This is a genomic window from uncultured Tateyamaria sp., from assembly GCF_947496075.1.
In the GTDB taxonomy this organism is placed as follows: Bacteria; Pseudomonadota; Alphaproteobacteria; order Rhodobacterales; family Rhodobacteraceae; genus Tateyamaria.
Map to the genome: position 1 here is coordinate 1324810 of NZ_CANMBJ010000002.1, position 22601 is coordinate 1347410.

General features: G+C 55.6%; 19 protein-coding genes. 9 read left to right on the plus strand and 10 right to left on the minus strand.

Features of this window, described 5'->3' with window-relative positions; translation table 11 throughout:
- Positions 1-13: 13 nt before the first annotated feature.
- The 3 genes from Q1A51_RS10610 to Q1A51_RS10620 are packed head-to-tail and all read right to left on the minus strand — an operon-like array spanning position 14 to position 3392.
- On the minus strand, positions 14-1501 hold the full coding sequence (locus Q1A51_RS10610; RefSeq protein WP_299596322.1) for an FGGY-family carbohydrate kinase: 1488 nt from the start codon (positions 1499-1501) through the stop codon (positions 14-16).
- Positions 1501-2595: a M20/M25/M40 family metallo-hydrolase gene (locus tag Q1A51_RS10615; protein WP_299596319.1), complete on the minus strand. Its 1095-nt coding sequence runs from the start codon at positions 2593-2595 to the stop codon at positions 1501-1503. Before Q1A51_RS10615 ends, Q1A51_RS10610 begins: the two co-directional genes overlap by 1 nt.
- Entirely contained in the window at positions 2595-3392 is a 798-nt protein-coding gene (locus tag Q1A51_RS10620; protein WP_299596317.1) for a BtpA/SgcQ family protein, read from the minus strand. The genes Q1A51_RS10615 and Q1A51_RS10620 overlap by 1 nt, the downstream gene beginning before the upstream one ends.
- Positions 3393-3485: 93 nt before the next feature.
- Here Q1A51_RS10620 and Q1A51_RS10625 point away from each other — a divergent pair, with 93 nt between their 5' ends.
- The gene (locus tag Q1A51_RS10625) at positions 3486-4514 is read left to right on the plus strand and encodes an aldo/keto reductase (RefSeq protein ID WP_299596314.1); all 1029 of its coding nucleotides are present in this window, start codon (positions 3486-3488) and stop codon (positions 4512-4514) included.
- Positions 4511-5353, plus strand: coding sequence for an amidohydrolase family protein (locus tag Q1A51_RS10630; RefSeq protein ID WP_299596311.1), 843 nt, complete (start codon positions 4511-4513; stop codon positions 5351-5353). Before Q1A51_RS10625 ends, Q1A51_RS10630 begins: the two co-directional genes overlap by 4 nt.
- Here Q1A51_RS10630 and Q1A51_RS10635 read toward each other — a convergent pair.
- The 3 genes from Q1A51_RS10635 to Q1A51_RS10645 all read right to left on the minus strand — a co-directional run bounded on the left by Q1A51_RS10635 (position 5338) and on the right by Q1A51_RS10645 (position 9643).
- Positions 5338-6183, minus strand: a complete 846-nt coding sequence (locus tag Q1A51_RS10635) for a PfkB family carbohydrate kinase (protein WP_299596308.1) — start codon at positions 6181-6183, stop codon at positions 5338-5340. The two genes, Q1A51_RS10630 and Q1A51_RS10635, sit on opposite strands and share 16 nt — an antisense overlap.
- Positions 6180-7169 carry a TIM barrel protein gene (locus Q1A51_RS10640; RefSeq protein ID WP_299596305.1) on the minus strand — a complete coding sequence of 330 codons (990 nt, stop codon included), beginning with the start codon at positions 7167-7169 and terminating at the stop codon, positions 6180-6182. Before Q1A51_RS10640 ends, Q1A51_RS10635 begins: the two co-directional genes overlap by 4 nt.
- Positions 7170-8671: 1502 nt before the next feature.
- Positions 8672-9643: a radical SAM protein gene (locus Q1A51_RS10645; RefSeq protein ID WP_299596302.1), complete on the minus strand. Its 972-nt coding sequence runs from the start codon at positions 9641-9643 to the stop codon at positions 8672-8674.
- Positions 9644-9847: 204 nt separating this feature from the next.
- Here Q1A51_RS10645 and Q1A51_RS10650 point away from each other — a divergent pair, with 204 nt between their 5' ends.
- Both Q1A51_RS10650 and Q1A51_RS10655 read left to right on the plus strand, forming a co-directional pair.
- Positions 9848-11842 (plus strand): caspase family protein, encoded by a 1995-nt coding sequence (locus Q1A51_RS10650; protein ID WP_299596300.1) that lies wholly within the window; start codon positions 9848-9850, stop codon positions 11840-11842.
- Positions 11839-13695 carry a hypothetical protein gene (locus Q1A51_RS10655; protein ID WP_299596298.1) on the plus strand — a complete coding sequence of 619 codons (1857 nt, stop codon included), beginning with the start codon at positions 11839-11841 and terminating at the stop codon, positions 13693-13695. Before Q1A51_RS10650 ends, Q1A51_RS10655 begins: the two co-directional genes overlap by 4 nt.
- On the opposite strand, the gene Q1A51_RS10660 is transcribed toward Q1A51_RS10655, so the two are convergent.
- The 3 genes from Q1A51_RS10660 to Q1A51_RS10670 all read right to left on the minus strand — a co-directional run bounded on the left by Q1A51_RS10660 (position 13692) and on the right by Q1A51_RS10670 (position 15111).
- A complete protein-coding gene (locus tag Q1A51_RS10660) occupies positions 13692-14249 on the minus strand; it encodes a hypothetical protein (RefSeq protein ID WP_299596296.1) in 558 nt (185 codons plus the stop codon). The genes Q1A51_RS10655 and Q1A51_RS10660 overlap by 4 nt on opposite strands.
- A complete protein-coding gene (locus Q1A51_RS10665) occupies positions 14249-14587 on the minus strand; it encodes a hypothetical protein (RefSeq protein ID WP_299196780.1) in 339 nt (112 codons plus the stop codon). The genes Q1A51_RS10660 and Q1A51_RS10665 overlap by 1 nt, the downstream gene beginning before the upstream one ends.
- Before the next feature lie 74 nt (positions 14588-14661).
- Positions 14662-15111 (minus strand): hypothetical protein, encoded by a 450-nt coding sequence (locus Q1A51_RS10670; protein ID WP_299596294.1) that lies wholly within the window; start codon positions 15109-15111, stop codon positions 14662-14664.
- Positions 15112-15127: 16 nt separating this feature from the next.
- On the opposite strand from Q1A51_RS10670, the gene Q1A51_RS10675 reads away from it, so the two are divergent.
- The 5 genes from Q1A51_RS10675 (at position 15128) to Q1A51_RS10695 (ending at position 21624) form a co-directional block, all read left to right on the plus strand.
- The gene (locus tag Q1A51_RS10675; protein WP_299596291.1) at positions 15128-17377 is read left to right on the plus strand and encodes a hypothetical protein; all 2250 of its coding nucleotides are present in this window, start codon (positions 15128-15130) and stop codon (positions 17375-17377) included.
- 12 nt (positions 17378-17389) lie between these two features.
- Positions 17390-19588 (plus strand): glycosyltransferase, encoded by a 2199-nt coding sequence (locus tag Q1A51_RS10680; protein ID WP_299596288.1) that lies wholly within the window; start codon positions 17390-17392, stop codon positions 19586-19588.
- 6 nt (positions 19589-19594) lie between these two features.
- Positions 19595-20611, plus strand: a complete 1017-nt coding sequence (locus Q1A51_RS10685; RefSeq protein ID WP_299671279.1) for a hypothetical protein — start codon at positions 19595-19597, stop codon at positions 20609-20611.
- Between the two features lie 234 nt (positions 20612-20845).
- Positions 20846-21277, plus strand: coding sequence for a DUF6484 domain-containing protein (locus tag Q1A51_RS10690; protein ID WP_299596282.1), 432 nt, complete (start codon positions 20846-20848; stop codon positions 21275-21277).
- Positions 21277-21624 (plus strand): hypothetical protein, encoded by a 348-nt coding sequence (locus Q1A51_RS10695; protein ID WP_299596280.1) that lies wholly within the window; start codon positions 21277-21279, stop codon positions 21622-21624. The genes Q1A51_RS10690 and Q1A51_RS10695 overlap by 1 nt, the downstream gene beginning before the upstream one ends.
- Positions 21625-21630: 6 nt before the next feature.
- Here the strand turns inward: Q1A51_RS10695 and Q1A51_RS10700 are convergent, their stop codons facing one another.
- On the minus strand, positions 21631-22587 hold the full coding sequence (locus tag Q1A51_RS10700; RefSeq protein WP_299596278.1) for a hypothetical protein: 957 nt from the start codon (positions 22585-22587) through the stop codon (positions 21631-21633).
- Positions 22588-22601 lie beyond the last annotated feature (14 nt).

Below are 22601 nucleotides of genomic sequence, written 5' to 3' on the forward strand. Positions count from 1 at the left end.
GCATCGTCGGCCTTCACCCCAACTCCCGCGCAATGTCTTTCGTCTGCGCATAGAGCCTGCGAAAGAGAGTGTACGCCGTGTCGTATTCCGCTCGTGGGGATGCCGGGATCATATGTAGCGCGGGGTTCCATTTTGCAATGTCGTTCCGCTCGACAGCCCCAATCGCTAGGGCGGCGAGGAACGCGTCGCCATAGCTGGCTCCCACCGTCTTTTCGCATACGATCTGATCAATGCCGGTGATGTCGGATGTAGCTTGCAGCCAAAGCGCATTTTTTGTGCCTCCGCCAACGGCGAGCAAACGAGTTGGTGACTGGCCCAGTTCGGCGAACGTGTCGGTGACGTGCCGCGTGCCGTGAGCGATCCCTTCGATCAAGGCGCGGTATATGTCGCCCCGTGTGTGGGTCAGGTTCAGGCCGAACAGGGCGCCCTTAGCGTTGATGTCATGGATGGGTGTGCGTTCGCCCGAGAAATAGGGCAGCATCAGCAGGCCATTGGCACCCGGGGGCGATCCTGCGGCCTCTTGAGCCAGGATGGGAAAAGCCTCTGCCACATCCAGATCACGAGCGACCTGATCCCGGAACCAATGGGTCAGCGTGCCCGACGTGGCCAGCCCTGCCATCGAGGCGTGTTCTCCCTCAAAAAGCCAGGGTGCGTACCATATGCGCGGATCGGCGGCGCGCGTTTGTGTGCGCAGAATGATGAAGATGGTCGAGCCATACATCATCATCATGTCGCCGGGGTGATCCACCCCGACCGACAGCGCTTCGGCTGCGGCGTCAATCGTTCCGGCGGTCACCGGCGTACCTGCTGCAAGCCCCGTGTCGGCGGCTGCCGCTGGCGTGATATGACCCGCAATCTCGTTCGACCAAAGCAAGCGGGGCAGCTTGCTCAGGGGCAGAATGTCGTCTGCCAGATCGCCGACCCATGACTGTGTTGTGACGTCGTAGAGAGGAGAGAAATTTGCGGCCGTGTAGTGGTCGATGACCACTTCGCCCGTGAGGCGCTGCACCAGAAAGCTGGTTGAGGTCAGGATATGTGCTGTATCTGCGTAGACCTCGGGACGGTGCCGTTTGAGCCACAGGATCTTGGGGCCCACCGATTGCGACGTCAACGCATTGCCGCAGCGGGTAATGATGGTGTCTTCGCCGATCCGGTCCGTCAGTTCGCTCACTTCGGCTTCGGCCCGTCCATCCACGCCGTAGAGCACCCCGTTCATCAATGGCGCCCCGGTCGCGTCCACCGGAAGCATGCAGGGACCGATCGCGCTACAGGCGACCGCCTTTACATCTGCCGGGTCGATACCGCTGTCTTTTACAAGGGTCTGGCTGACATGGACGAAATCGCCCCACCAATCCTCTTCGGGGCGGTGTTCGGCCCAGCCGGGTTGGGGAACAAGCATCTGGTGGCCCCGTGCCGCCTGTCCGTGGACCGTTCCGGTTTCGTCAACGAGGACCCCCTTGGTTTCGTAGGTGCCGATGTCGATGCCAAGCGTGTACGCCATCAGGTGTAATCATCCCTGTCGAGTGAAAAATCGGCGCCGATGCGGGACAGGGCAGCGCTGATTAGCTGTGTCAGTCCGACCAGATCACCCAGATCGCAGACCTCGCGCGCCGAATGGGAGTAGCGCATTGGAAACCCGACATCGATCGAGGCGACGCCCTGTCCGACCAATTGCACATAGGAGAGGTCCGTGAGCACGCCGCCCTGTGCGCTGCGTTGAAGGGCGATGGTTTCGGACTGCGCCGCCCGTTCGAATAGATCTACCATTGCAGGGTGCGGGATCACACCGTTGAGCGTCCCGCGCCCATGAAAGGAATAAAGACTGATACCTGGCCCGGCGCCGAGAGAGATATCGCCGTGCCCGTCCATACCCGGGGTATCTGCTGCCAGCATCAGGTCGATTTGAATGGCGATGTCGGGTTGCAGTGTCTGGGCGAGGGGCAGCGCGCCGCGCAGGTTGAATTCCTCCTGCACTGTGAATGCCAGATGTACCGGAGGACCCGCGGGCCGATCTTTCAACTGGCGGGCGATCTCTAGCAACACAGCACAGCCCGCCCGGTCATCGACACTTGTTCCCATAATGCGGTCGTCCGCCAGTTGCCCGGCATGCGGTGCGTAGACCGCAGGCGTGCCGATACGAATGCCGGCCGCTTCGGCTTCGGTATCCGATGACATCCCGACATCGACAAAGAGCTCGCGATATGGGGTCACGGTGAACTTTTCGTCAGGTCCTGTCGCGTGGTGGCTTTTGTTGGCAATGACACCTGGCACATCGCGGCCTTCGCCGACACAGATCAACACCTCTTGCGCGGCAAGCGCGCGCTCTGGCACGCCGCCCAGACGCTCGATCCTGAGTAGCCCGTCCGTTTCGATCTTGCGCACCACAAAACCGAGCTGGTCCATGTGAGTGAACAGCATGACCGCAGGTCCCTGGCCCGGAAACTGAGCAACTAGATTGCCCAAGGGGTCGGATCGACTTTGTACCCCGATTTCGACCAAACGTGCCTGAATGGCGCGGCGCACACGGTCTTCGTGGCCGGAAAGGCCCGGCACCAGCATCAAGTCCATCAGATCTTGTTTGAGACGCTCTTTCATCAGCGTACCTGTCGCACGCGATCCATGAAGGTCTCTGCGCGGTCGGGGTCGATGGGGTTCCAGGTGTGCCCATCGACTTTCAGCGATGACCCAACGATGCAACCATCTGCAATGGCCAAGACATCCGCCACAGTATCGTGCTTGACGCCGGTATTGGCCAACACCGCCAAGTCGGGCACGACGGCTTTCACCGCTTCCAGGTCTGACATCTTAGCGGCTTCACCTGTGATTTGGCCCGAGACCAGGACGGCATCCGGGACCGAAGAAAACACCGCGCTGCGCGCCCGGTTGGGCAACGAGCGTTGGTCCAAGGAATAGGCAAACTCGGCTGATACATTGTAAAGCATGGCCATGTCCGGTCGTCCCAACCGATCACGGTAGCGCATGGCCTTGCCCGCGTCCGGCGTCCAAGCGCCCATGTCCGAGGCATAGGTGCCCGTAAATATCTCGCGCACGAAATCTGCGCCGGTTGCCACGCCCAGTGCGATCGTTGCGATGGGATCCCAAAGCATGTTGACGCCAAAGGGGACTTTGATCTCTGGCTTCAACTGACCGATCAGGTGCGCCATCGCAGCGGTCGAAGCGGTATCGACCTGAAACTCGTAAGGGCGATCATTTTCGTTGCCGAACATCACGGCATCAAAGCCTGCATCCTGCAGCGCTGTAAGATCCGCACGGGCAGCGGCCAATAGATCAAGGGATGGATCGTGAAGCGGTGCACCTGGCAACGCACCGATATGAACCATCCCGATGACCGGCTTGGTCGCGCCGAACACCCGGGTAAAATTCTCCGCCATCCACAATCCTCCCCCGTCGACTTTAGGAACAGCGGGCTGTTCAGGCAAAAAGAAACTGCGCTAAGGTCAGAATGGCAGGATGGGGAGATGGTCATGGATCTGAAGACGCGACATTGGGACCGCATGAACAACGGGGGTCTGACGTTTACCGAACTGGGGTTCGGGACTGCGCCGCTGGGCAATCTGTACAGGGCGATCAGCGACGATGACGCGCGTGCGACCCTCGATGCCGCCTGGAACAATGGTGTGCGGTATTTTGACACCGCGCCGCTGTACGGGCTGGGGCTGTCCGAAACCCGACTGAACCCGTTTCTGCGTGGCAAACCGCGCAATGATTATGTGCTGTCGACCAAGGTCGGGCGGCTGATCAAACCTTGCGCGCCCGAATACCGGACAGGGGGTGGAAAATGGTTCGATGTTCCAATGCGGCGCGAGCACTATGACTATTCTTACGATGGTGTCATGCGCTCTTTCGAGCACTCGTTTTCGCGCCTTGGCGTAGATCGGATCGACATCCTTTATGTTCACGACCTTTGTATCTTTACCCATGGCTCCAAAGAGGCCTCGGACATGCGGATCGAAGAGTTCTTTGGCGGGCGCGGCTATGACGCGATGGTGTCGCTGCGCGATCAAGGGCTGATCACAGCGATCGGGGGCGGGATCAACGAGTGGGAAGTGTGCCAGACGCTGGCCGAGCGCGGGGATTTTGACCTCTTCCTGTTGGCGGGGCGCTATACGCTGCTTGAACAGACGGCGCTCGACAGTTTTCTGCCGCTTTGCGAGTCGCGCGGGATCGGGATTGTAACTGGCGGACCGTACAACTCCGGCATTCTCGCCACCGGCGCCTGCAAGGGGGCGTGGTACAACTACGATCCTGCGCCACAGGACGTCATCGACCGTGTGACCGCGATTGAACGGGTCTGCCAAGCCCATAACGTCCGGTTGGTCGATGCAGCGTTCCAGTTCCCGCTGTTGCACCCCGCGCATGTCACGGTCATCCCCGGCGGCCAGGGAGTTTCAGAAATGGAGAGCAATCTGGCAGCCGCATGCGCGGACATCCCGTCGGCGCTTTGGGCCGACTTGAAGTCCGAAGGTCTGATGCGCGAGGACGCGCCCACGTGAAGATCGATGCCCATCATCACCTCTGGCAACCGGCACGCGGTGATTACGATTGGATGCCCAAGGACAATGCGACACTGAACCGTGCCTATGCCCCTCAGGACCTCGCGCCGCACGTTGATCACCTGGGCATTGACGGCACTGTCATCGTGCAGGCCGCGGCCAGCGTGGAAGAAACCGAATACATGTTGGGCCTTGCCGACGCCACGCCTTGGATCAAGGGCGTGGTCGGCTGGATCAACTTTGAGGATCCCAGCCATCTGCACCATTTGACACGGCTGGCATTACACCCGAAATTTTGCGGCGTGCGCCCGATGATCCAGGATATCCCGGATGTGAGCTGGATGTTGCGAGAGGACGTGCAATGGGCCTACCGCGCGCTGATCGATCTGGACCTTACGTTTGACGCGCTTGGGTTTCCACAACACATTTCGAATTTCACGACTTTGGTGACACAGTATCCAGAGATGCGGGTTGTCTATGACCACTGCATGAAGCCTCAGATCCGTGACCAGCAAGCGGGCCGGGATGCTTTTGCCGAATGGGCGGATGGGATGACCAAGTTGGCCGACCGGACCGCCGCTTGTGTCAAGTTTTCGGCCCTCGTGACTGAAGCTGACGATGGGTGGGGGATTGAGGACATCCGCCCCTTTGCCCACCATATCCTAAACGCATTCGGACCCGAGCGGGTGATGTGGGGATCGGACTGGCCCGTGTGTCGGTTACGAGCCGAGTATGATGCGTGGCACGACATCGCGCACAACCTGACCGCGCATTTGTCAGACGCCGACCGCGCTTGGATTTTCGGCGGAACAGCGGCGCGCTTCTACCGGTTGAGTTGATCCGCTTGGAACGTTTGGACTTTGTCAGGCGTGATGCTGTCGCGTTGATCAACCGGTGTCGAAACGTGTAACGCCGCCGCCGCTTGCGCAAACGCGATGGCGGCGGTCATGGATGTGCCAACCGCGACTTGTGCCGCCAAGGCGCCCACAAACATGTCCCCTGCGCCATGGGTCGAGATCATATTGACTGTGTGGGCGGGGTAGGTGGTGCCATGGAACGACACACCACCTGCGCCCAATGTCCGTAGTATACGCGTGTCTGACGTGGCTTCGGTGTAGAATTCGGCTTCGACCTGGTTCACGATCAGCAGATCGATGGCGTCTACCAGTGAGGGTGACAACGTGCGTGCGGGGGCTGCGTTGAGCCATATCGGGACACCCCGTTGCACCGCCTGCCGCGCCACGGCCAAGTTCACCGCTTCGGGAATTTCGTTTTGAAGGAGCACCAGCTTTGTGCTGTTCGGGAGTGTGATGGCTTCGGGATCAATGCGCAGATTGGCCGCCGAGACGATAACGGCGCCATAGTCTCCATCGTCATTGACAATGGCAGCGCTCATGCCGCTGGCACCCCCGTCCACCTGGACCTGGTCTATATTGACACTGGCGGCCACTAGTGCGTCCCGGATCATGTCTCCGAAGCGGTCACTGCCAATGCGGCCGGCAAAATCCACATCGGCCCCCATGCGGGACGCGGCCACGGCCTGATTTCCACCTTTGCCGCCAAACACATAGGTCACGGCCGAGCCAGTCACCGTCTCGTCCAGCCGGGGCAAATCCGGTGCGCGCAGCACCACGTCAAGATGCAGCGAACCGGCAACAAAAACACTCACGGCAGCATCGCTGCATGCACAAGACGCATTGCCGTGGGTGCGTCTTGTTTTGCGATTGCGCGTTGCAGCTCTGAATCTGAGACAAGACGGGCGGCCACTCCGCGCAACCGCTCGACCACTTCGATATTCGTGCGGGCTTCGGCAACTGGATCCAGGCCGGAATGGTCAGGAAACGTGTCAAAGTAGATCGTGCCATCATATCCCGCGCGCTCGAGTTCAACCAGCAACTCGACCGTCTGAATCGGGTGGACGGCACCAACCATCAGACCGTTGTCCCATTTTCCGTAGCCATCGTTCAGATGAACGCCCAGAATACGTGAATACCGACCGACAAGAGCGGCAGCGTAGGCCGGCATTTCGTCAGCATAAAGCACGTGCGCAAAGTCCAACGTAACGCCGGTGTTGGGTCTGTTCATTTCGCTCAGTGCCAAAAGGGTCGTTGCCGCATCCGGCATCAAGGCAAAGGCCCGGGGCTCGTTGGGTTTGTATTCAAGTGCGATATCGATGGCGGGATTGTGGTCGGCCACTTCGGCCATGGCCTCAAGTGTTGCATCCCAGGCGCGTGCATAGTCCATTTGAAAGGAGTAATCGAACCCATCTTGCCCCATCCAGAGGGTCATCAGGGTGCCGCCCATCTGGCTGAGCGCATCCAAACCCCGCTTGGTTTCGTCGATCGCAGACTGACGCACGGATGCATCTGGGTTGGTAAAGGCGCCCAGCTTGTAGCGGTCGTCGGTGTAGTACCGCATGGCGACACCGTTCAGCACCATCCCGTTGTCGTGTAGTGCCAAGCTGAGCTCCGCAGGTGTGTCATCCACAAAGTGATCTGGGAAATTCAGATCAGCGGCTGTCAAGCCTGCGGTGGCTGCGCGTGAAAGCAGGTCGGCCGTGGTCACGGTGTTTTTCTGGGGCCAGTAGTCGTTGGCCCCGATCTTGAAAGCGTTCAGGCGTGCGGCGTATCTCGGCGGGTGAATTTGGTTTTTCATACGGACAAGGATACGGTGTCCTGCGTTGAAATCACAATACGGGCAGAGGGATGGCGGGTTCGTTTGGTCCATGCTCCGTAAAGGCGCATTTGCGTCTGCATGTGGCACTTCGAAACAGCGCACTTGCATCTGTTGATCAGCGCAGCAACGCAGAATTCGTTTCGGCGTGCTTATACATCTGACCAAGTTCAGGATCGAAAGGGTGAAAATCATGCCAGAAACGCCGGAACCTGCGACAACAGCACGGTGACCTAAGCCAATCGTCGCCACGACAGCCGATGCCGCGACAGACCCAACCGCAGGAATTGTCTGCAGCAGCTGCGCCTGCCGGCAAAGGCGAGCGCTAGATTCGCATCGTGATCTCGTACCAGCCAAGCCGGTTGTGCAGGTCGATCAGTTGCCGGCTGAGAACGCGCAGAATATCCTCGGCAAGTTCGGGGAGTTTGACATGTCGTCCTTCGATGATCCCATTGGGACGAAACGAATGCCGAAACCTGACTTTGGTGCAGCCGCAGCAAACAGCAGCGAAGTCCCGCAATCCATAAGTTGGACTAACCCAAGATTTTGCAAGCGCGGCGAAGGTCTGCAAGGCAGGCTACAGCCACAGCATCTGAAACGTCAGCTGGACGGCGGCTTTAGGTCGGACTTGCGACTGCGAAGCCAGAAGCAGAAGCAGAAAATGACTATCGGGGCAGGGGGCTTAAATTTATCGAAGAAACGGTATCTCCAAACAAACTGACAAAGACACTCAGAGCTCTGATTGAGCAGACACGCTAAATTGAGAATGACAGCAAGCTACTAATAATTGTGAAGCCGCTCTACAGGAGAGTTTCCGATCCAGCATTGCTGATTGAACTAATCTCATCATGTTGTCTGTCCAGACACAGATATCGTTGTTTTAGAATAAGTACGGACTGCAGGGCCCTGTAAAAAAAGAAAAGTCCAAAGCAGAGTAGGCGTATCCGATTGGAGACACTACTTGAGAAAGCTGCTTCTACGGGCCTCTCTGAAGAAGACTTTTGTGCACTTGAAGAAAAGGCGGCTGCGAACGAGCGGAGCGTCGAAGCATAAGCGCGAAATTTGCTCGTGTCATGTTTCAAACCCAGCATGGGACGGGTTTTGGAGCAATGCCCGCAGCAAAAAATCGGTGGCCTCGTTGACCAAGATGCTGATTTCAAACGCGATCCGGACGCCAATGCGGCATCAGAGTTGGACTAGGAATTCGCAAGCTTGCTTGGTCTTGGCCATAGGGTGATGGAGATTAAGACTGGGATCGTCGCGAGTGCTGGGTGTCGTAATTCATGCGCTTGGCGTGGAAGCTCGAAAATTCAAATTTTGCTATGTGATTGGTTTCTTTGGCTTGGGAGCCTCATGCATTCTGGCACACTCACAAAACGTATAATCCACATTATGTAAAATCTTAAAGGACCTCTAGCGCGTAACACCCCACGACAGAAACTCAGAGTGAACGCGTTTTGCTCAAGCTTGAACCCGATGACGTCTCACCTGCGCACGAACTGCTCAGCGCGCGACTTGGTGATCAATATATCAGCGGTGCATCCGCATTTATGGGCCGTACAAGAAATAGGTGCGTATGGAAGTTCGAACGTTTCGCCCAACGTCCCGATCGATCCTCCTACGCCACAGGTCGCGCGAAAAACTTGGCCGGATGCATTGATACGCAGAGATTCGAGTCCCGCGTTGCACCGGTAACCCATGAGCCGGTTCAGATTGCGCAAAATGATTTCATTTGCACGCAGACGGTTCCGATTGCCGTCAGCGGTTCTTCCTGTCATCGTGGCTCTGGGCAATCTATCGGGATGTCCTGAACAGCCCGGCAACCCAGCGTCCATGATCGCCATTTGTGCGTCAGAATACTCGTAGAGCTCGGTTGCAAAATCGACCCGGAGCGGTTTGAGCGATATTGTTGCGTCGGGAAATGCCTGGCGAAGTTCAAGAGCGTCTGCATGGATTTTGCCAAATTCTGCAGGCTTCATGGTGATGTTGATGTGCATGGGTACATCAGGAACCAAAATCTCGCCAACGCCTTTGAAGTGATCAAAATCTACGAATTCGCTATGGTACGTCAGAATAACGGCGTTCAGGTGCGGTTTGATCTTAGTCCAGAACCGATGTGTCCGAGATGCATTGGAAATCAAACTTACTGAAAACCCACGTGCACTCGCCTCTTCCAGGATACGTACGATCTGAGGGTGCATGGTTGGCTCTCCCCCAGTGAATTGTAGCCAGACACGTCGATCGCGGTGTGTAACGTAGTGGATTTGAAGCCGGTCGTAAAAGTCGACCACGTCATCCGGGTTTTGCCACCGCACCGTGCCGTCATGTAGAGACTTTGGACAGTAAGAACAGGCATAGCTGCACGCATTTCCAAGCATCCAGTCAACAAGCACGGTCCGGGCATGAACTGCGTTTGTGTGCTCAAAAGATACGTAAGTCGCACCGTTGTCGTCCAAGTTAAACCCTCTGCCTTTGCAGCGCACAGTTTCGTACAACTTGACTCAAATCGGCGAAGGACCCAAGCTTTCGCTGTTTTTATCCAAATCATTTAGAGGGCCGGTGTGATGATGACCGTAAGTCCAAGTGTGAAGTTGATTATCGCTTTCTGTGTGCGAGCAGGGTTTTGCCTCGCTCTTCTCTGCCTCACGGCAGGTCCTGCGTTGGCTGACGGTCGTTGGGCACTTATTTTGGGTGTGGGCGAATACGAAAGTCGCGCCATACCATCGCTCAGCAACGCTGTGAATGACTCTCGCGCTATCGCTGCATCGCTGAACGACATGGGCTTTGAAGTCTACTATTTGGAGAATGCGACCAAGGCTAAAATAGAAGAGACTGTCGATCAGATTGGACGAGAGCATCAGGGCGCAGAGCTTGGCCTTTTCTACTTTGCCGGTCATGGGTTGCAAGTTGGTGGGAAGAACTATGCACTGCCTTCAGATCTGGTGCCGGCCGGGGCTGATTTTCTGCAGCGCAACGCGATATCCGTGAACGATCTGATCAAGACACTGAACGATTTTGACACACAGTCGCTGGTTGTCATCTTGGATGCGTGCCGCGACTCCCCTTTCCCAAACGAGGAAGCAATTGGCGTTGGCCTCGCGTTGTTTGATGCGCCTGACAACACTATCGTGGCGTATGCAACCGCACCTGGCGCAGTTGCATTTGACGGCGCATATGGCAACAGCCCTTACACTGCTGCGTTGGTGACGGCGCTCAAAAGTGCGGAAACTGAATTCCGAGACGTTTTAAGGCTGGTTCGCGCGCGGGTTCGGTTGGCCACAGGGGGCGCTCAAACCCCTTGGTATGTTGACAATTCCAAGGAGGCTATCACTCTGCGCCCACGGTTTGCGGAAGATGCCGAGGCATTGGCGCAGCTTGTGTCCGACCGCGATATAACGCTGTCGACCACCGCATGGTTGACCGTTGTGGACAGTGCGGATCCCAGAGATTTCGAGCAGTTTGCATCGCTTTTCCCCGAGGACACATTGGCTGAAGTGGCTCAGCGACAACTGACCCTTGTGAGCGCTGAAGGAACACCAAGTTTTCCGCTGCTGGATCTGCGTGTCAGAGACGCAGATGAGGATGTGCCCGGCGGGCTTCTGGTTCAGATTACAGCATGCGACATCCTCGCGACCGGGATTGGGGATCCTTTGGCCTTAGTCGAACCTGTACCTCATGACTTGGTCAATACGCGCGCGGCGATGCGGGCTTGTGTTGAGGCAGTTCGAGACGACGCTACGAATGCGAGGCTTCTTGGATTGCTGGCCCGGGTCCTTAATCTGGATGAACGGTTTGAAGAGTCGCTGCACTACTATGAACTTGCCGCAGCGCGTGGGAACCCGACGGCGTATACCGGCATCGCAACAGCCTATCGGCTGGGTATGGGAGTTGAACCGGACAACGAGAAAGCCTTTGAATCTGTTCAAGAGGCCGCGCTCCTGGGATCGGCCCCTGCCCGGCTGCTTTTGGGTGTCTACTACCGCGAAGGCTGGGGACGGCAACAGTCGTTCCCCGAGGCCAGACGTTGGATGAGGCTGTCCTTGGATGCGGGCTATGCACCAGCATACGTCGCCTACGGTGGCACATATCGCAAGGGTCTTGGTGTGCCGAAGAGTGATGAAACCGCTCTGGAGTTCTACCGAACTGCAGCAACGCTTGGCAGCTCAGACGCTATGAACCTTATTGGAAGGGCTTACATGGCTGGCAAGGGCGTTCAGAGGGACACCAGAACCGGCATCCGTTGGCTAGCCAGAGCAAGCGAAGAAGGAAACCCCTTTGCGGCATTGGAACTCGGCAAGGCCTTTCAAAAGGGCAACGGAGTTGAGAAGGATCTCGAAAAGGCCCTTTCTTACTTCCGTTTGTCAGCGCAAAGAAACTTCGTAGGAGCCCACAATTACATCGGCAGTATCCTGCGCACCGGAACTCGGAACCGCCAACCCAATCTTCCCGAGGCCTACGCCAATTACATCATCGCACGGGACGGGGCGTTATTGCGGGACACACGTGACTCGATCAAACAGTTGAACGATGCTGAGGTGCGCATTGCGTCAATTATAGGCGAAATGTCGTCTCAGCAAATCGAGAGCGGAGAGCAGATGGCCGCTGACTGGATAGAGCAGTACGGTCTGCTTGACTTCAACCTTGTCAGCGAATGATCCAACACACGCCCATCGCACAGACCCGCCAGGACGAGGAGACCTGTCAGTTAGGCGATGTGCCGTTCGTTTTTCTGTCCTATGATGAGCCCTGGGCAGATTGGAATTGGAGGGACTTGAAGTCAAAAGTTCCAACTGCAATGCGTGTCCATGGCGTGAAAGGACTGGATGCGTGTCATAAGGCGGCAGCGAAAGCCGTTGAAGGACAATGGCTGGTTACGGTAGATGCGGATACACGACTCGATCCGCGCCTGTTGAAGGCGACTGTGCCGACGGCGCTGATGCATGATTTGTTTCGCTTTGATTGGCTCAGCAGAAATCAGGTCAATGGACTATGGAGCGGTAACGGTTCCGTCAAGCTTTGGCCGACCAGGCTTTTGCAGGAAATGCAAACGCATGAGGCGGCACCGGATGAAAAGGTGTCGATGGACCATGACATTGGCGGCGTGCTTCCTGGTCGCTCGGGCCAGATCATCCGTCCCGAACGCGGCACCTACACCGATCCTGCGCGGACTGCGTTGCACGGTTTTCGTGCAGGATACCGAGAGGCCGTATTCCTATATCAGTTGGCTATTGAAGAGGTCGGCAGGCTGTCACTGGATGGTTGGCAACAGGCCAGCGTTGCCCGCATTTTGGGTGTTTGGTGCACACTTGGGCGGCATGCGCCTAATGGGCATTGGGTTTTGTACGGCGCTCGTCTCGGGTTGCTCCACCACGCGCAGAAACAGTTGCAGGACCCGAGGTGCGTCAATGATTATGGGTGGCTGTCGGAGCTCTGGTCGCATGACGTCGCACCGCGTTATGGGCTGGCTGGAACCGATGGACCGTGGAGATGGGATTGGTTGGAAGACGACCTGCTCAAGATGGGCGACTGCATCCGAGCGGACCTGAATTTCCCGATTGCGGAGTTCGATACTGTTCAGTCTCAATGGCTGGTCGACGCGGATTTGCTGTCGGCAACCCCTGCGGCAAGTCGACATGATGCGATTGGGTACCTGACTATGATGGCAGCACCTGATGCCCATAACGCCGAGGTTGCTCGCCCGCTATTTGATGTCGCTCGGACTCTCGACCACCCTTCAGCGTTTCACAATACCGGGCTGACCTATCTGCGTGCGTGCCAAGCGTCTGCGTCAAGAGAGATGGCGGATTGGTATTTTCGGGCCGCCGATGCCTTGGGCAACCCGCACGCCTTCGGAAAAATTGAACACTTGCGTGCGGATGGTGTTTTCGAAGACAAAAACCGCCCTGCCCGGCGGGCCTGTGACTACCCAACGGTTCCGGCGGACAAGATCAAGTCTTTGGACATCGATGGATACTGTTTTGTCTTTGACAAAGCGGTTCAACCGACGACCGAGATGGAAAAGCATGTCCCCGATCCCAATTTGTGCACAGACGGCCGCGTGATCGGGTATTCCTGTTACTGCCAATTGACAAGCCAGATCATTCACTCCGGCATACGGTTTGGGGCAGTTCGGACGTTTCTGGATGCACCGGACCAGATGCCGTACGCCGTCCTTCCAAAGCATCTAGGGGAGCGCCGTCAGCCCAAATCCAGGAAAGAAGCGGCACTTTTCGCCGAATGCGATTTCAACTCAGGCGTTCTGTCGGACAATGCAATTGTGTTCGCCAGCGATGGCCCTTACCGCGACGCTTACCTGGGCGCCCTCGAAACCCTTCTTGGGAATGGCAAAATCCAAACTTGGCCAAAAAGGGATGCCGAATGGTTAAGGTTTCTGAAGCCAAGAATTGCGCGCAAGCAAGCATTTCTGGAAGCCGCAGACAAGTTGGACGAGGATACTGCCACAGCTCTGATCCGGACAGCGGATGCTGTCTGGGGGCGCTTACCCTAAAGAACAGCTCTTGCTGCGCCTGCACTCTCGCAGGTGACGCCATCAGCAAATGCAGCACCTTGCTGCTGGTCAAAGGATTTCGTCTGGCGAAACAAAGAGGTTCCATCGGGCGTCTGGTATTCAAGCGTCACCCTATGATCTTCCGAGATCGAATAGAGGTCACCCTGCCCCATCTGAACGCGCACAGTCGACCTTGTGCTAACTAAGCGAACAAAAAGCTCTTCATTGTAGATGACCGCGGCGAGAGGCGCCGACCCAGGAAAAGTGGCCCTCTTTCCAAGAGCAACCTGCGCGATTGTCCCGCAATTGACCATTTTTTCTGATCGGGTGCTGGCCTCTACGGTTGAACCACCGTCAATAATTGCAACGTCACCGAAGCCGGCAGCTTGAAAAGCAGCGGCAATCTGAGTGATCGATTTGGAGGTTCGAACGGACGATACACCCCCTTCTGGTTTTTCAATCAGATACAAACCTTCTTCGTTTGGTATCGCATTACATCCCGTCAACACGAGAGCCGCACATCCGGCATAAAAGGAACGTAGAAGTACGGTCATTAGTAGAGGCCCCCACCACCGGATTGAGCGCGTTGGCCGCCGTTATCAACACTTTCGTTCCCGATTGATCTGTCGGTGCCAAGAGCTTCGCGGCATGAAATGTCTATCCCACGCTCGTTCACGCAACCCAGATTAACCAGCGCGTTGACAGCCTGCTCAACAAATACACCTGCCGGGTAGCTGCTGAGGTAGTTGAAATATGCACTCGGCGTGTTTTGAGACACCGTGTTTTGCCATAGTCGGTTTTCAGTTTCGTCCGCACTTGCCGCGGTTGATCCGAAAATCAATGATAAGAAAAAAGCGCGCCAAAAAAGAGCGAGGCGGGTGATCTGGGCCATTTCAATACAACCTAAAAATTCAATGCAGAGATCATAGCAGAAACCGGCCGCCAATCAAAACACGAATATCAACTTCAGGCTGCAAAGACAGAATCCGGCCCGTGCCGTTTGGCTGCAATCGACCTGATTTCGGTGGAGCGGTTGCCATGCCATGTACATCCGACAACCTGCCAAAACTGCGTGATGTGATCCAAGCGGGCCATCAAATACTCTTCTGATGTCGCCGTCCCTGCGCCCTCATCCAAGCTTGAGCGCATGTCCAAGGGCACATACTCAAAAATCACCTCAGGACGATTGATCAAAATCGGTGGAAACGTGTTGGAAATGACCAGACTGCGAAATCCAGATCGCTCGCAAATGACTTGGTGATCGTTCAGGTTGTGTTCGGCAGTCTTGATATCGTCCAAGTGTATCAGCGCCCAGCTGATTTTGTACGGTTCTTGCACTGATGAGTCACCAGTCAAAGAGGCATCAACCGCCTGACGACCTGCAGAAATTGCCCGCTTGAACTTGCTCCAAACCATCAGGAATCCTTGTTCGTTGCAAATAGACAAACATCAATTCCTTGCTAGAGTAACCCAAGTTTTTGCGAGAAAGCCAGTTTTGAGAGTCGATGTATTACTTGTTGGAGACTTTCGCTTTCCGGGCGGAACGTCCACGTCCATAGTCTCCGATGTGAAGGCGTTGCACGGCGCGGGTTACAGGGTCGGGTTACTGGCCTATGCGAGCAACCTTTTTGATGGGCGGCGCAGCTTTCATCCTGGAATTCGCGCTTTGGCTGAAGATGGCTTGGCGTGTCTGGTTCCACCTGGTCAACCGGTTGAGGCCGAGTTGTGTTGTCTGCATCATCCGGCTGTGTTCGAACACCTGCCGGCGTTGCCCTTGGAGATCAGTTGTCCACGTTTTGTTATGATTGTGCATCATCCCCCCATCGATGCCTACGGAAACGAACAATACAATTTGTTGCGTTCAATGCGCATAACAGAAGCGCAGTTCGGCCACGTCGTCTGGGCGCCTGTTGGTCCAAAGGTTCGCGGTGCATTCAAAAAGGTCGCCTTGGCCCCTGCCCTGACCCAGTCCGATTGGGTTAACACGATCGATGCTGATGGGTTTCGCAAAAGCCGCCCCAGACTGAAGGGGCAGCTGCCGGTGCTTGGTCGTCATAGTCGACCGGGTGTCGAAAAGTGGCCGGACAGTGAAACAGAGTTCAAGAATGCCTACCCGGAAGCGGAACAACTCCGTGTTCGACTGATGGGATGGGGCAACCAGCTGGATGAGATTGTCGAGGAACGACCTCAGAACTGGGATGTTCTGCCCTTTGGCGCCATGCCGGTTGAAGACTTTCTGGCTGGTTTGGACTATTTCTCTTACTTCCATAGCGAGGTTTGGGCTGAAGCCTTTGGTCGGTCCATTCTGGAAGCCATGGCGGCCGGTCTTGTTTGTTTTTTGCCTGAACACTTCGAACCGCTCTTTCGACACGCGGCAGTGTATTGCGAGCCGATTGAAGTCTTGGACAAAGTACTGGGCTTTGAAAATAACCCCAAAGCCTACACCAAACAGTCAGAGCGTGCCGTGGAGTTCGTGAAATCGCATTTCGGCCCGGATAAATCCGTCGCTCGGGTCGCAGCAATGATCGGCCCGCCGAACCGGCTTCCACAAGCTACCGCTGCACGCAAGGCCGGTGTTCTTTACCTAACGTCCAATGGCGTCGGAATGGGCCACATTACCCGCTGTCTGGCAACCGCACGACGTTTGTCCGATCAGTGTGACCCTGTCATTGTGACGATGAGCAAGGCGTTTGGTGTTGCCGAGACACAGGGTTTCAAGGTTGAGTACCTGCCGTTTTTTAGATCCATTGGGATCGAGTACAGCGATTGGAACCAAAAACTCTCGGCCGAGTTGGACATGGTTTTGCGATTTCACAGGCCCAATGTGCTGGTACTCGATGGAAATGTTCCCTATGATCCGCTGCTTCGGGTTCTTCCGGACTTTCCGCAGATGTGGAGTGTCTGGCAACGCAGACCACTTTGGCCGGCAGATGTAGGCGAAGAGTTCCTGCAGCATGCTTCCCGATTTGATACGGTGCTAGAACCAGGTGAACTCGCGGCACCCGTGGATCGTGGCCCAACCGTTGGGAGACGAGTTGAGGCGCGGCAAGTGCCGAGCATCCGCTATCTTGATCAGTCAGAGATTTTGGATCGCAAAGCTGCGCGTGCGTTGATCGGGCTCGATCCGGATCGTCCAGCATTTGTATTGCAATTGGGCTCCGGTAACAATTTTGACATGCAAGGGGTGCTCAAGAAAATCTGCTCGATCGGCGATCCCGCTTTGCAGGCGCGCCCGATCCAGCTCGTTTTCGCGCGATGGCGTATAACGCAAAAAGCGCCTGAGTTACCGGCCTTCGTGAAGACTTTGGACGCGTTTCCGATTTCAAAGCTGCTGAATGCTTTCGACGGTGCGATAGCACTGGCAGGCTACAATACGTTTCACGAGAACATAGCAGCCGCTCTGCCAACTTTGTTTACGGCCAACCAACATCCCGAACAGGACGAACAATGGCTGCGTGCGGACTACGCCGCTCAATGTGGTTTGGCACTCAGTGCGCGCAGCTATGACGCGGTGCAGTTTGAAAGAGCGCTGCGCCGTCTTCTTGACCCAAAAACACGCGAAACACTGCGGCTGAATTGTAACCGCGCGAAGTTGGAAAACGGGGCGCAGCAGGCAGCCAATCTTATCTCAACATTGGCCATGACGCGAAAACCAAGCGGTGTCGCGTTTCATGCAGTTTAGATGGGTTGACGCATGACCGCCCGCGTCACAATCGGAATGCCCGTCTTCAACAACGCCGAAACGTTGGAACGTGCAGTGTCTTCCGTGTTGGCGCAAACATTTCGGGACTGGGAACTTCTGATCACGGATGACCAATCCGACGACGAAACGTTTGGAATTTCGCAAGAATTAGCGACGGCTGACCCACGTATATCGGTACGCGTGAATGATCGACGGATGGTCTTTCACAACTTTGAACTTGCCCTCAGGAAAGCACGCACAACCTACTTCGCCTGGCTTGCAGGTGACGATTATTGGGATCCTGCTTTTCTAGAAGCGACGGTTGCTGCGCTTGATGCCGCGCCTTCAGCGGTGTCTGTCATCCCTTCTGCTGCCTTCATAGGTGAACCGCCTCATCCAGTCCCCAACCTTGGATTTCTGAAGGGTCTCAAGACAGAAAGGATCAAACGATATCTCGCCCATCCGGGTGGAACGCGGATGTATGGATTGATGCGGACCAAGGCTGCGCGCACTTCTTTTCCGATGCATGCCGGATACGCATACGACTGGTATTTCATGGTGTCTTTGCTGTCGAAGGGACCACAGCTTTCGCTTCCTGCATGTCTGCTTTTTCGGGAGGAAACGGGCTGGATCACCTATGCAGCATGCGGTACGGAAGGTTCGGAACGTTTCAAACTCAGACGGTGGCCGATCTTTGGCATCAGTTGGCAATTGCTCAAGACCAAGAGCATCCCCATCGGAGCCCTGCCGGCATTGCTTGCACTGAATGCCCGCAAACATGAGGAGTATTTGGCCGTAAACGAACCGGATGTCTTTTTACGCCGACTGGGCCTGTTCAAAAGAATTGGACTGCCACTCTCAAATCGGCAGGACAAGCTTTCTCAGCTTGCAGAGTATCACTCCGATAAGAAACTGGACTTCCCCGGTGTTGCAAAGACCGATCCAAAGTCGGCACCGGTTGTTGGACGTCAACACCCCGAAGTGACCGCCATCGTGACATGTCGCAACGCGGAAGCCATGTTGCCAGCGTTCATAGATCATTACCGACAAATGGGCGTCGAGACTGTTGTGATCGATCATGGATCGACCGATGACACCGAAAGGATCGCTACCGGACATCTGGGAACATCGGTCAAGGATATCATTTCCACACCCTTTTTCGGTGCGTTCGATCTGACTGCGCAGTTAGAACTGAAGTCGCAGGTCATGCAGGCCCAGAAGGGTGATTGGGTAATTCATGCGGATGTAGATGAATTCCTCACGCCCAAAGATGGATTGACCATTCCCGAGGCAGTGCGTTCCGTCAATCAGGCCGCTTTCGCATGTGAAGAATACCTGCATCTGCCGTTGTTCGAAGATGAGGTGCACGATTCCAGAAATTTCCGTAGAACTATGAACCAAACCACAAGGATGATGGAGCGGGACGAGAAACAGCGACTTTTCCGTCGCGACGCACCCTTGGATGTTTGGATGGCGACGGGCGGGCATACCATCTCTCGAAGGGCGGAAGACGTGGCGTTGAATAGGTTGCGGCTTGATCACTATCTGGGCTTGTCGTTGGACGATATCCGGGGACAGTACTACAGCCGTGTCTTTGCCAGACGCGATTTGCAGAAATTGTGGCATCTGAATCGAAAGGCGGCTGCGCAGTTTGACATTGTAGGTGCCATTGACAGCCTACCGACGGAAACCAAGACGCTGCCCATATTTCGCTGTACGGAGGAGCGGCGTGTTAAGATCAAGTCTGGTGCGGACATCGTTGTTTTGGCGCAGAAAAAGGCTGACTTCAATGAGCTGTCTTCCAACTTGTCCGCTTCGTTTCCCGGGCTACGATTGCATCTTGAAACGTCGCCGATCGTTCCACAGACTGCGCTCCCTGTCCTGAACTTCCTTAGTCATCCTGCCTGGATCCACCGCTTGCAGAATACCCGGGGGGAGGAACGGCGACAGGCAAGCGCATGGACGCGCCGATTGGCCAATGCGCGGCAAGCCGCTTTGGAGCGGTCAACGCCTTACGCCGAAATCCGCATGGAAGATCTCCAAGCCGGGCGGGTTGATATGAGACAAACCCTGCAATTCTTACTTCTCGGCGCACCCAATGCCAACAACGGCATGATTTTGGGACGTTCGGAAACCATCTCGATGGAACCCTACACGTCTCCGGTAAAAGACATCACAAAATCTCTCGCCGCTGATTTGGGCTATCGGTAACACGCTATGGCCGATCGCATCGTTCTTCATGTGGGACCACACAAGACCGGATCGACGGCGCTGCAGCATATGTTTGCAACGAACAGGCGTGTTTTGGCGCGATATGGTATCCACTATCCGATCACTGGACTCGATGGCGCGGCACATCAGGACGTGGCGCGCGCTTGCTGGGGCAAAGACAGCTCTTTGCTGTTGGATTTGGCCAATGAGATGGCCGAACATGACACAGTCTTCATTTCAAGTGAGCTCATTTCAGCATTGGATATGAAAGGGTTGGAGCGCTTGAGATCGGCCTTTGGCGAAACTCGGGTCGAGATCATCTATGTCATCCGTCGCTTGCCCAACCTGCTGGCAAGCCATTGGCGCGAACTGATCAAACACGGTCAAAAACTATCGTTTGAAGAGTACCTTGAAAACGCTGTTATTGACGCCGGGCGGCCCAATCTTGTTCCTCCGTTGCCAATGCTCCATCTGGACCGTCTTTGTGAGTTCTTTGGGTCCGACACCTTGCGCATTCTTTGCTACGATGCGCGGAACGGTGAGGTGGAAAATTACGGTCAGGATTTCGTGGATGACATTTTTGGAATTGGTCACGAAAACGCTTTCAGAACCAAGCAGTTAAACACAACCGCCCCAGACTGGCAGGTCGAACTGGGTCGCCACATGAACATCTTTGGCAACACCTCCCTGAACTATCCCCAGCGGCTCAATCTAAGAAAGAAGCTGTTTGAACGTATCGCGGACGATATGTTGGACTGGATGCCCGGTTTTGCCGCTCAGTATCATGCCGCAGTACCCATCACCCTTTCGAATGAAACGAACTGGATCGCGCAGGAGCAAGAAGCGGTTGCACAGAAGTATGGCAGCCACTTTGTTGACTCTGTTGAAAGCTACCTGGCACCCACTGAAAAGCAAATCCGACAACTGCCGTTGGGCATGCTTTCACCACAACTCAGGTCAGATATATCTCTTCTTTTCAATGAACTGGCTGCGAACCTCGACCCTTCGCCACCAGCCGGATAGGCTGATTGACACCTTGCAAATGGCCAATGAGCCGAACACAAGGGTTTGCCTCAATTCTTTAACTAAGCTAGGCTGAAAGTATTGATCGAACGCATAGATGTGGCTCAGTATTCAGTTAAATTTGGCAGGCATTGCAGAGTATTTCGACCCGGGTTTGGCCGCGAGGCATTGGTGTTCCGCCACCACAAAACAGGTTCACCCGCAAAGCACTGCAGCTAAAGGGAGGCGCCAGTGATGATAGCGAATGAAACGCTGGATGGAGTGGCCATTGGCATCTTTCTTGGTGTGCAGGATGGCGCGGCGCAGGTCGTTTTCGCTGGAAACCCCAAAGACGAGGCGATTGCAGCAAGATCAACCGTGGCGCTGGGATCCGAGGACACAGGATGCGAAGTGGCGCTCCTTTTCGAAGACGGGCGGCGTGACCGGCCCCTAATTATCGGTCGTATCGTCCAACCCGGAGTGACCGAGCCGGAACGGCCAGCGGTTGATATCGTTAGAGATGGTGACCGCGTCGTGATCGAAGCGCAGGACCGGATTGATCTTCGCTGCGGAAAGGCGCGTATCATCATGGAGAAGGACGGGCATATCACCATTCGTGGCAGTTATCTGGTCAGCCACGCCTCTGCATCCAACCGGATCCGCGGCGGATCGATCAACCTGAACTAATGGCGGCCCCTGCCCTACCCGATATCCTTCGACAGCATGCCGAACAGGCAGCTTTCCTCTGGACGCAATATGATGCGGTTCTACAGGAGCAAAAGCCAGAAAACCCAGACGACCGAGAAGCTCAGGAGGAAGAAGTCGCCCGGCTGAACGAGCGATTGGAAGCGCATCTGGACGGCCTTCGAATTGCTGGGGCCGAGGGGTTGGCAATGGCCGAAGATCGTCTTGCCGAGTTCCCGGAACGCGGCGAATTGTTCGTGGTTCGAATGCTTCAGCCGAGTGCGAAGGATATGCACGTGGCGGGTTTGGAGGTGGACAAAGTAAGGGCGTATTTGGAGCGGCATGTTTGATCAAAATCATGCATCCTCTGGCCACGCTCCGCTCTTGAGATCTTCGATGCCGACATAGGACCACTTCCCGTTTTTTCGCCGAAACATGCCAGCAAGATCAGTCGCCCAAAGAGTGTCGCCAATCGTGGAAAGGCTTGTTAGTGGAAAAGGTTCGCGCGCACAGCCCGTATTGTATGGGATCAACTCCTCATCTTCGTAGATGTAAAGGTTGTGCAGATTGGATGCAGGGTACTCAGCAATAGCAATAAATCGGTCCCCGTCGTTTAGCGCGGTACGATGCAGGGATGGCTGTTTGTCAGCAAAGAAAAGCTCAAAACCACTGTCGAAATAGCCCTTGTAAATTTCCGCCCCGTTGCTGTCCCCGGATAACACGATATGCCCATTTTCGGCGTGCCCCGAAACGAGGCGCGCACCGGTCGCGATTTCAGTCGTCTCGACGTTACCTTGACGTACCCGAACGAGCGCGCCAAGCGCACCACAGAAAACAAAGTCAGAACCTACTGCAAAACCGGCATAAAGTGGAGGATGGTTTCGTGCATACTCTTTCACTCTTTGAGACTGAGTTTGCGCATCGTCCGAGCGTGGTGGTTTTGGGCCTGGTTCCAGCAAGGGTGTCCATTGTTTGCTCGACCAGGAAAACTGCCAAAGGTTCTGATACTCGCCACACGCATAGACCTGATCCGTGTTACCCAAAACTGCGTAAATGAAGAAATCCTTTGGTGGTTGTGGTGCTCCGAAGAGTTCTTCTTCAGATGGCTGCAGGGCGAACAATGCACCATGCGCCACAATCCACACCAAATCCCGGCTTTCGTCATAATGTGCGCCTTGTACAGAGCCTTCGCCCTCTAAGTCGAAAGACTCAAACGTCCATCTGTCAAAATCAACAGTGTAGACAGACCAGCTGTCTTCATCTGAATCGTCAATGGCGATGGCGTGTGTTTCTGAGATCGGAAGCGTAAACATTCAAATGGCCCTTC

Bases quoted from the DNA above. Each gene is read 5' to 3' on its own strand.
- Q1A51_RS10670 (WP_299596294.1), bottom strand. From the start codon at position 15,111: ATGGTTTGGAGCAAGTTCAAGCGGGCAATTTCTGCAGGTCGTCAGGCG.
- Q1A51_RS10625 (WP_299596314.1), top strand. From the start codon at position 3,486: ATGGATCTGAAGACGCGACATTGGGACCGCATGAACAACGGGGGTCTG.
- Q1A51_RS10660 (WP_299596296.1), bottom strand. From the start codon at position 14,249: ATGACCGTACTTCTACGTTCCTTTTATGCCGGATGTGCGGCTCTCGTG.
- Q1A51_RS10640 (WP_299596305.1), bottom strand. From the start codon at position 7,169: ATGAAAAACCAAATTCACCCGCCGAGATACGCCGCACGCCTGAACGCT.
- Q1A51_RS10620 (WP_299596317.1), bottom strand. From the start codon at position 3,392: ATGGCGGAGAATTTTACCCGGGTGTTCGGCGCGACCAAGCCGGTCATC.
- Q1A51_RS10695 (WP_299596280.1), top strand. From the start codon at position 21,277: ATGGCGGCCCCTGCCCTACCCGATATCCTTCGACAGCATGCCGAACAG.
- Q1A51_RS10655 (WP_299596298.1), top strand. From the start codon at position 11,839: ATGATCCAACACACGCCCATCGCACAGACCCGCCAGGACGAGGAGACC.
- Q1A51_RS10615 (WP_299596319.1), bottom strand. From the start codon at position 2,595: ATGAAAGAGCGTCTCAAACAAGATCTGATGGACTTGATGCTGGTGCCG.
- Q1A51_RS10690 (WP_299596282.1), top strand. From the start codon at position 20,846: ATGATAGCGAATGAAACGCTGGATGGAGTGGCCATTGGCATCTTTCTT.
- Q1A51_RS10665 (WP_299196780.1), bottom strand. From the start codon at position 14,587: ATGGCCCAGATCACCCGCCTCGCTCTTTTTTGGCGCGCTTTTTTCTTA.
- Q1A51_RS10680 (WP_299596288.1), top strand. From the start codon at position 17,390: ATGACCGCCCGCGTCACAATCGGAATGCCCGTCTTCAACAACGCCGAA.
- Q1A51_RS10700 (WP_299596278.1), bottom strand. From the start codon at position 22,587: ATGTTTACGCTTCCGATCTCAGAAACACACGCCATCGCCATTGACGAT.
- Q1A51_RS10685 (WP_299671279.1), top strand. From the start codon at position 19,595: ATGGCCGATCGCATCGTTCTTCATGTGGGACCACACAAGACCGGATCG.
- Q1A51_RS10610 (WP_299596322.1), bottom strand. From the start codon at position 1,501: ATGGCGTACACGCTTGGCATCGACATCGGCACCTACGAAACCAAGGGG.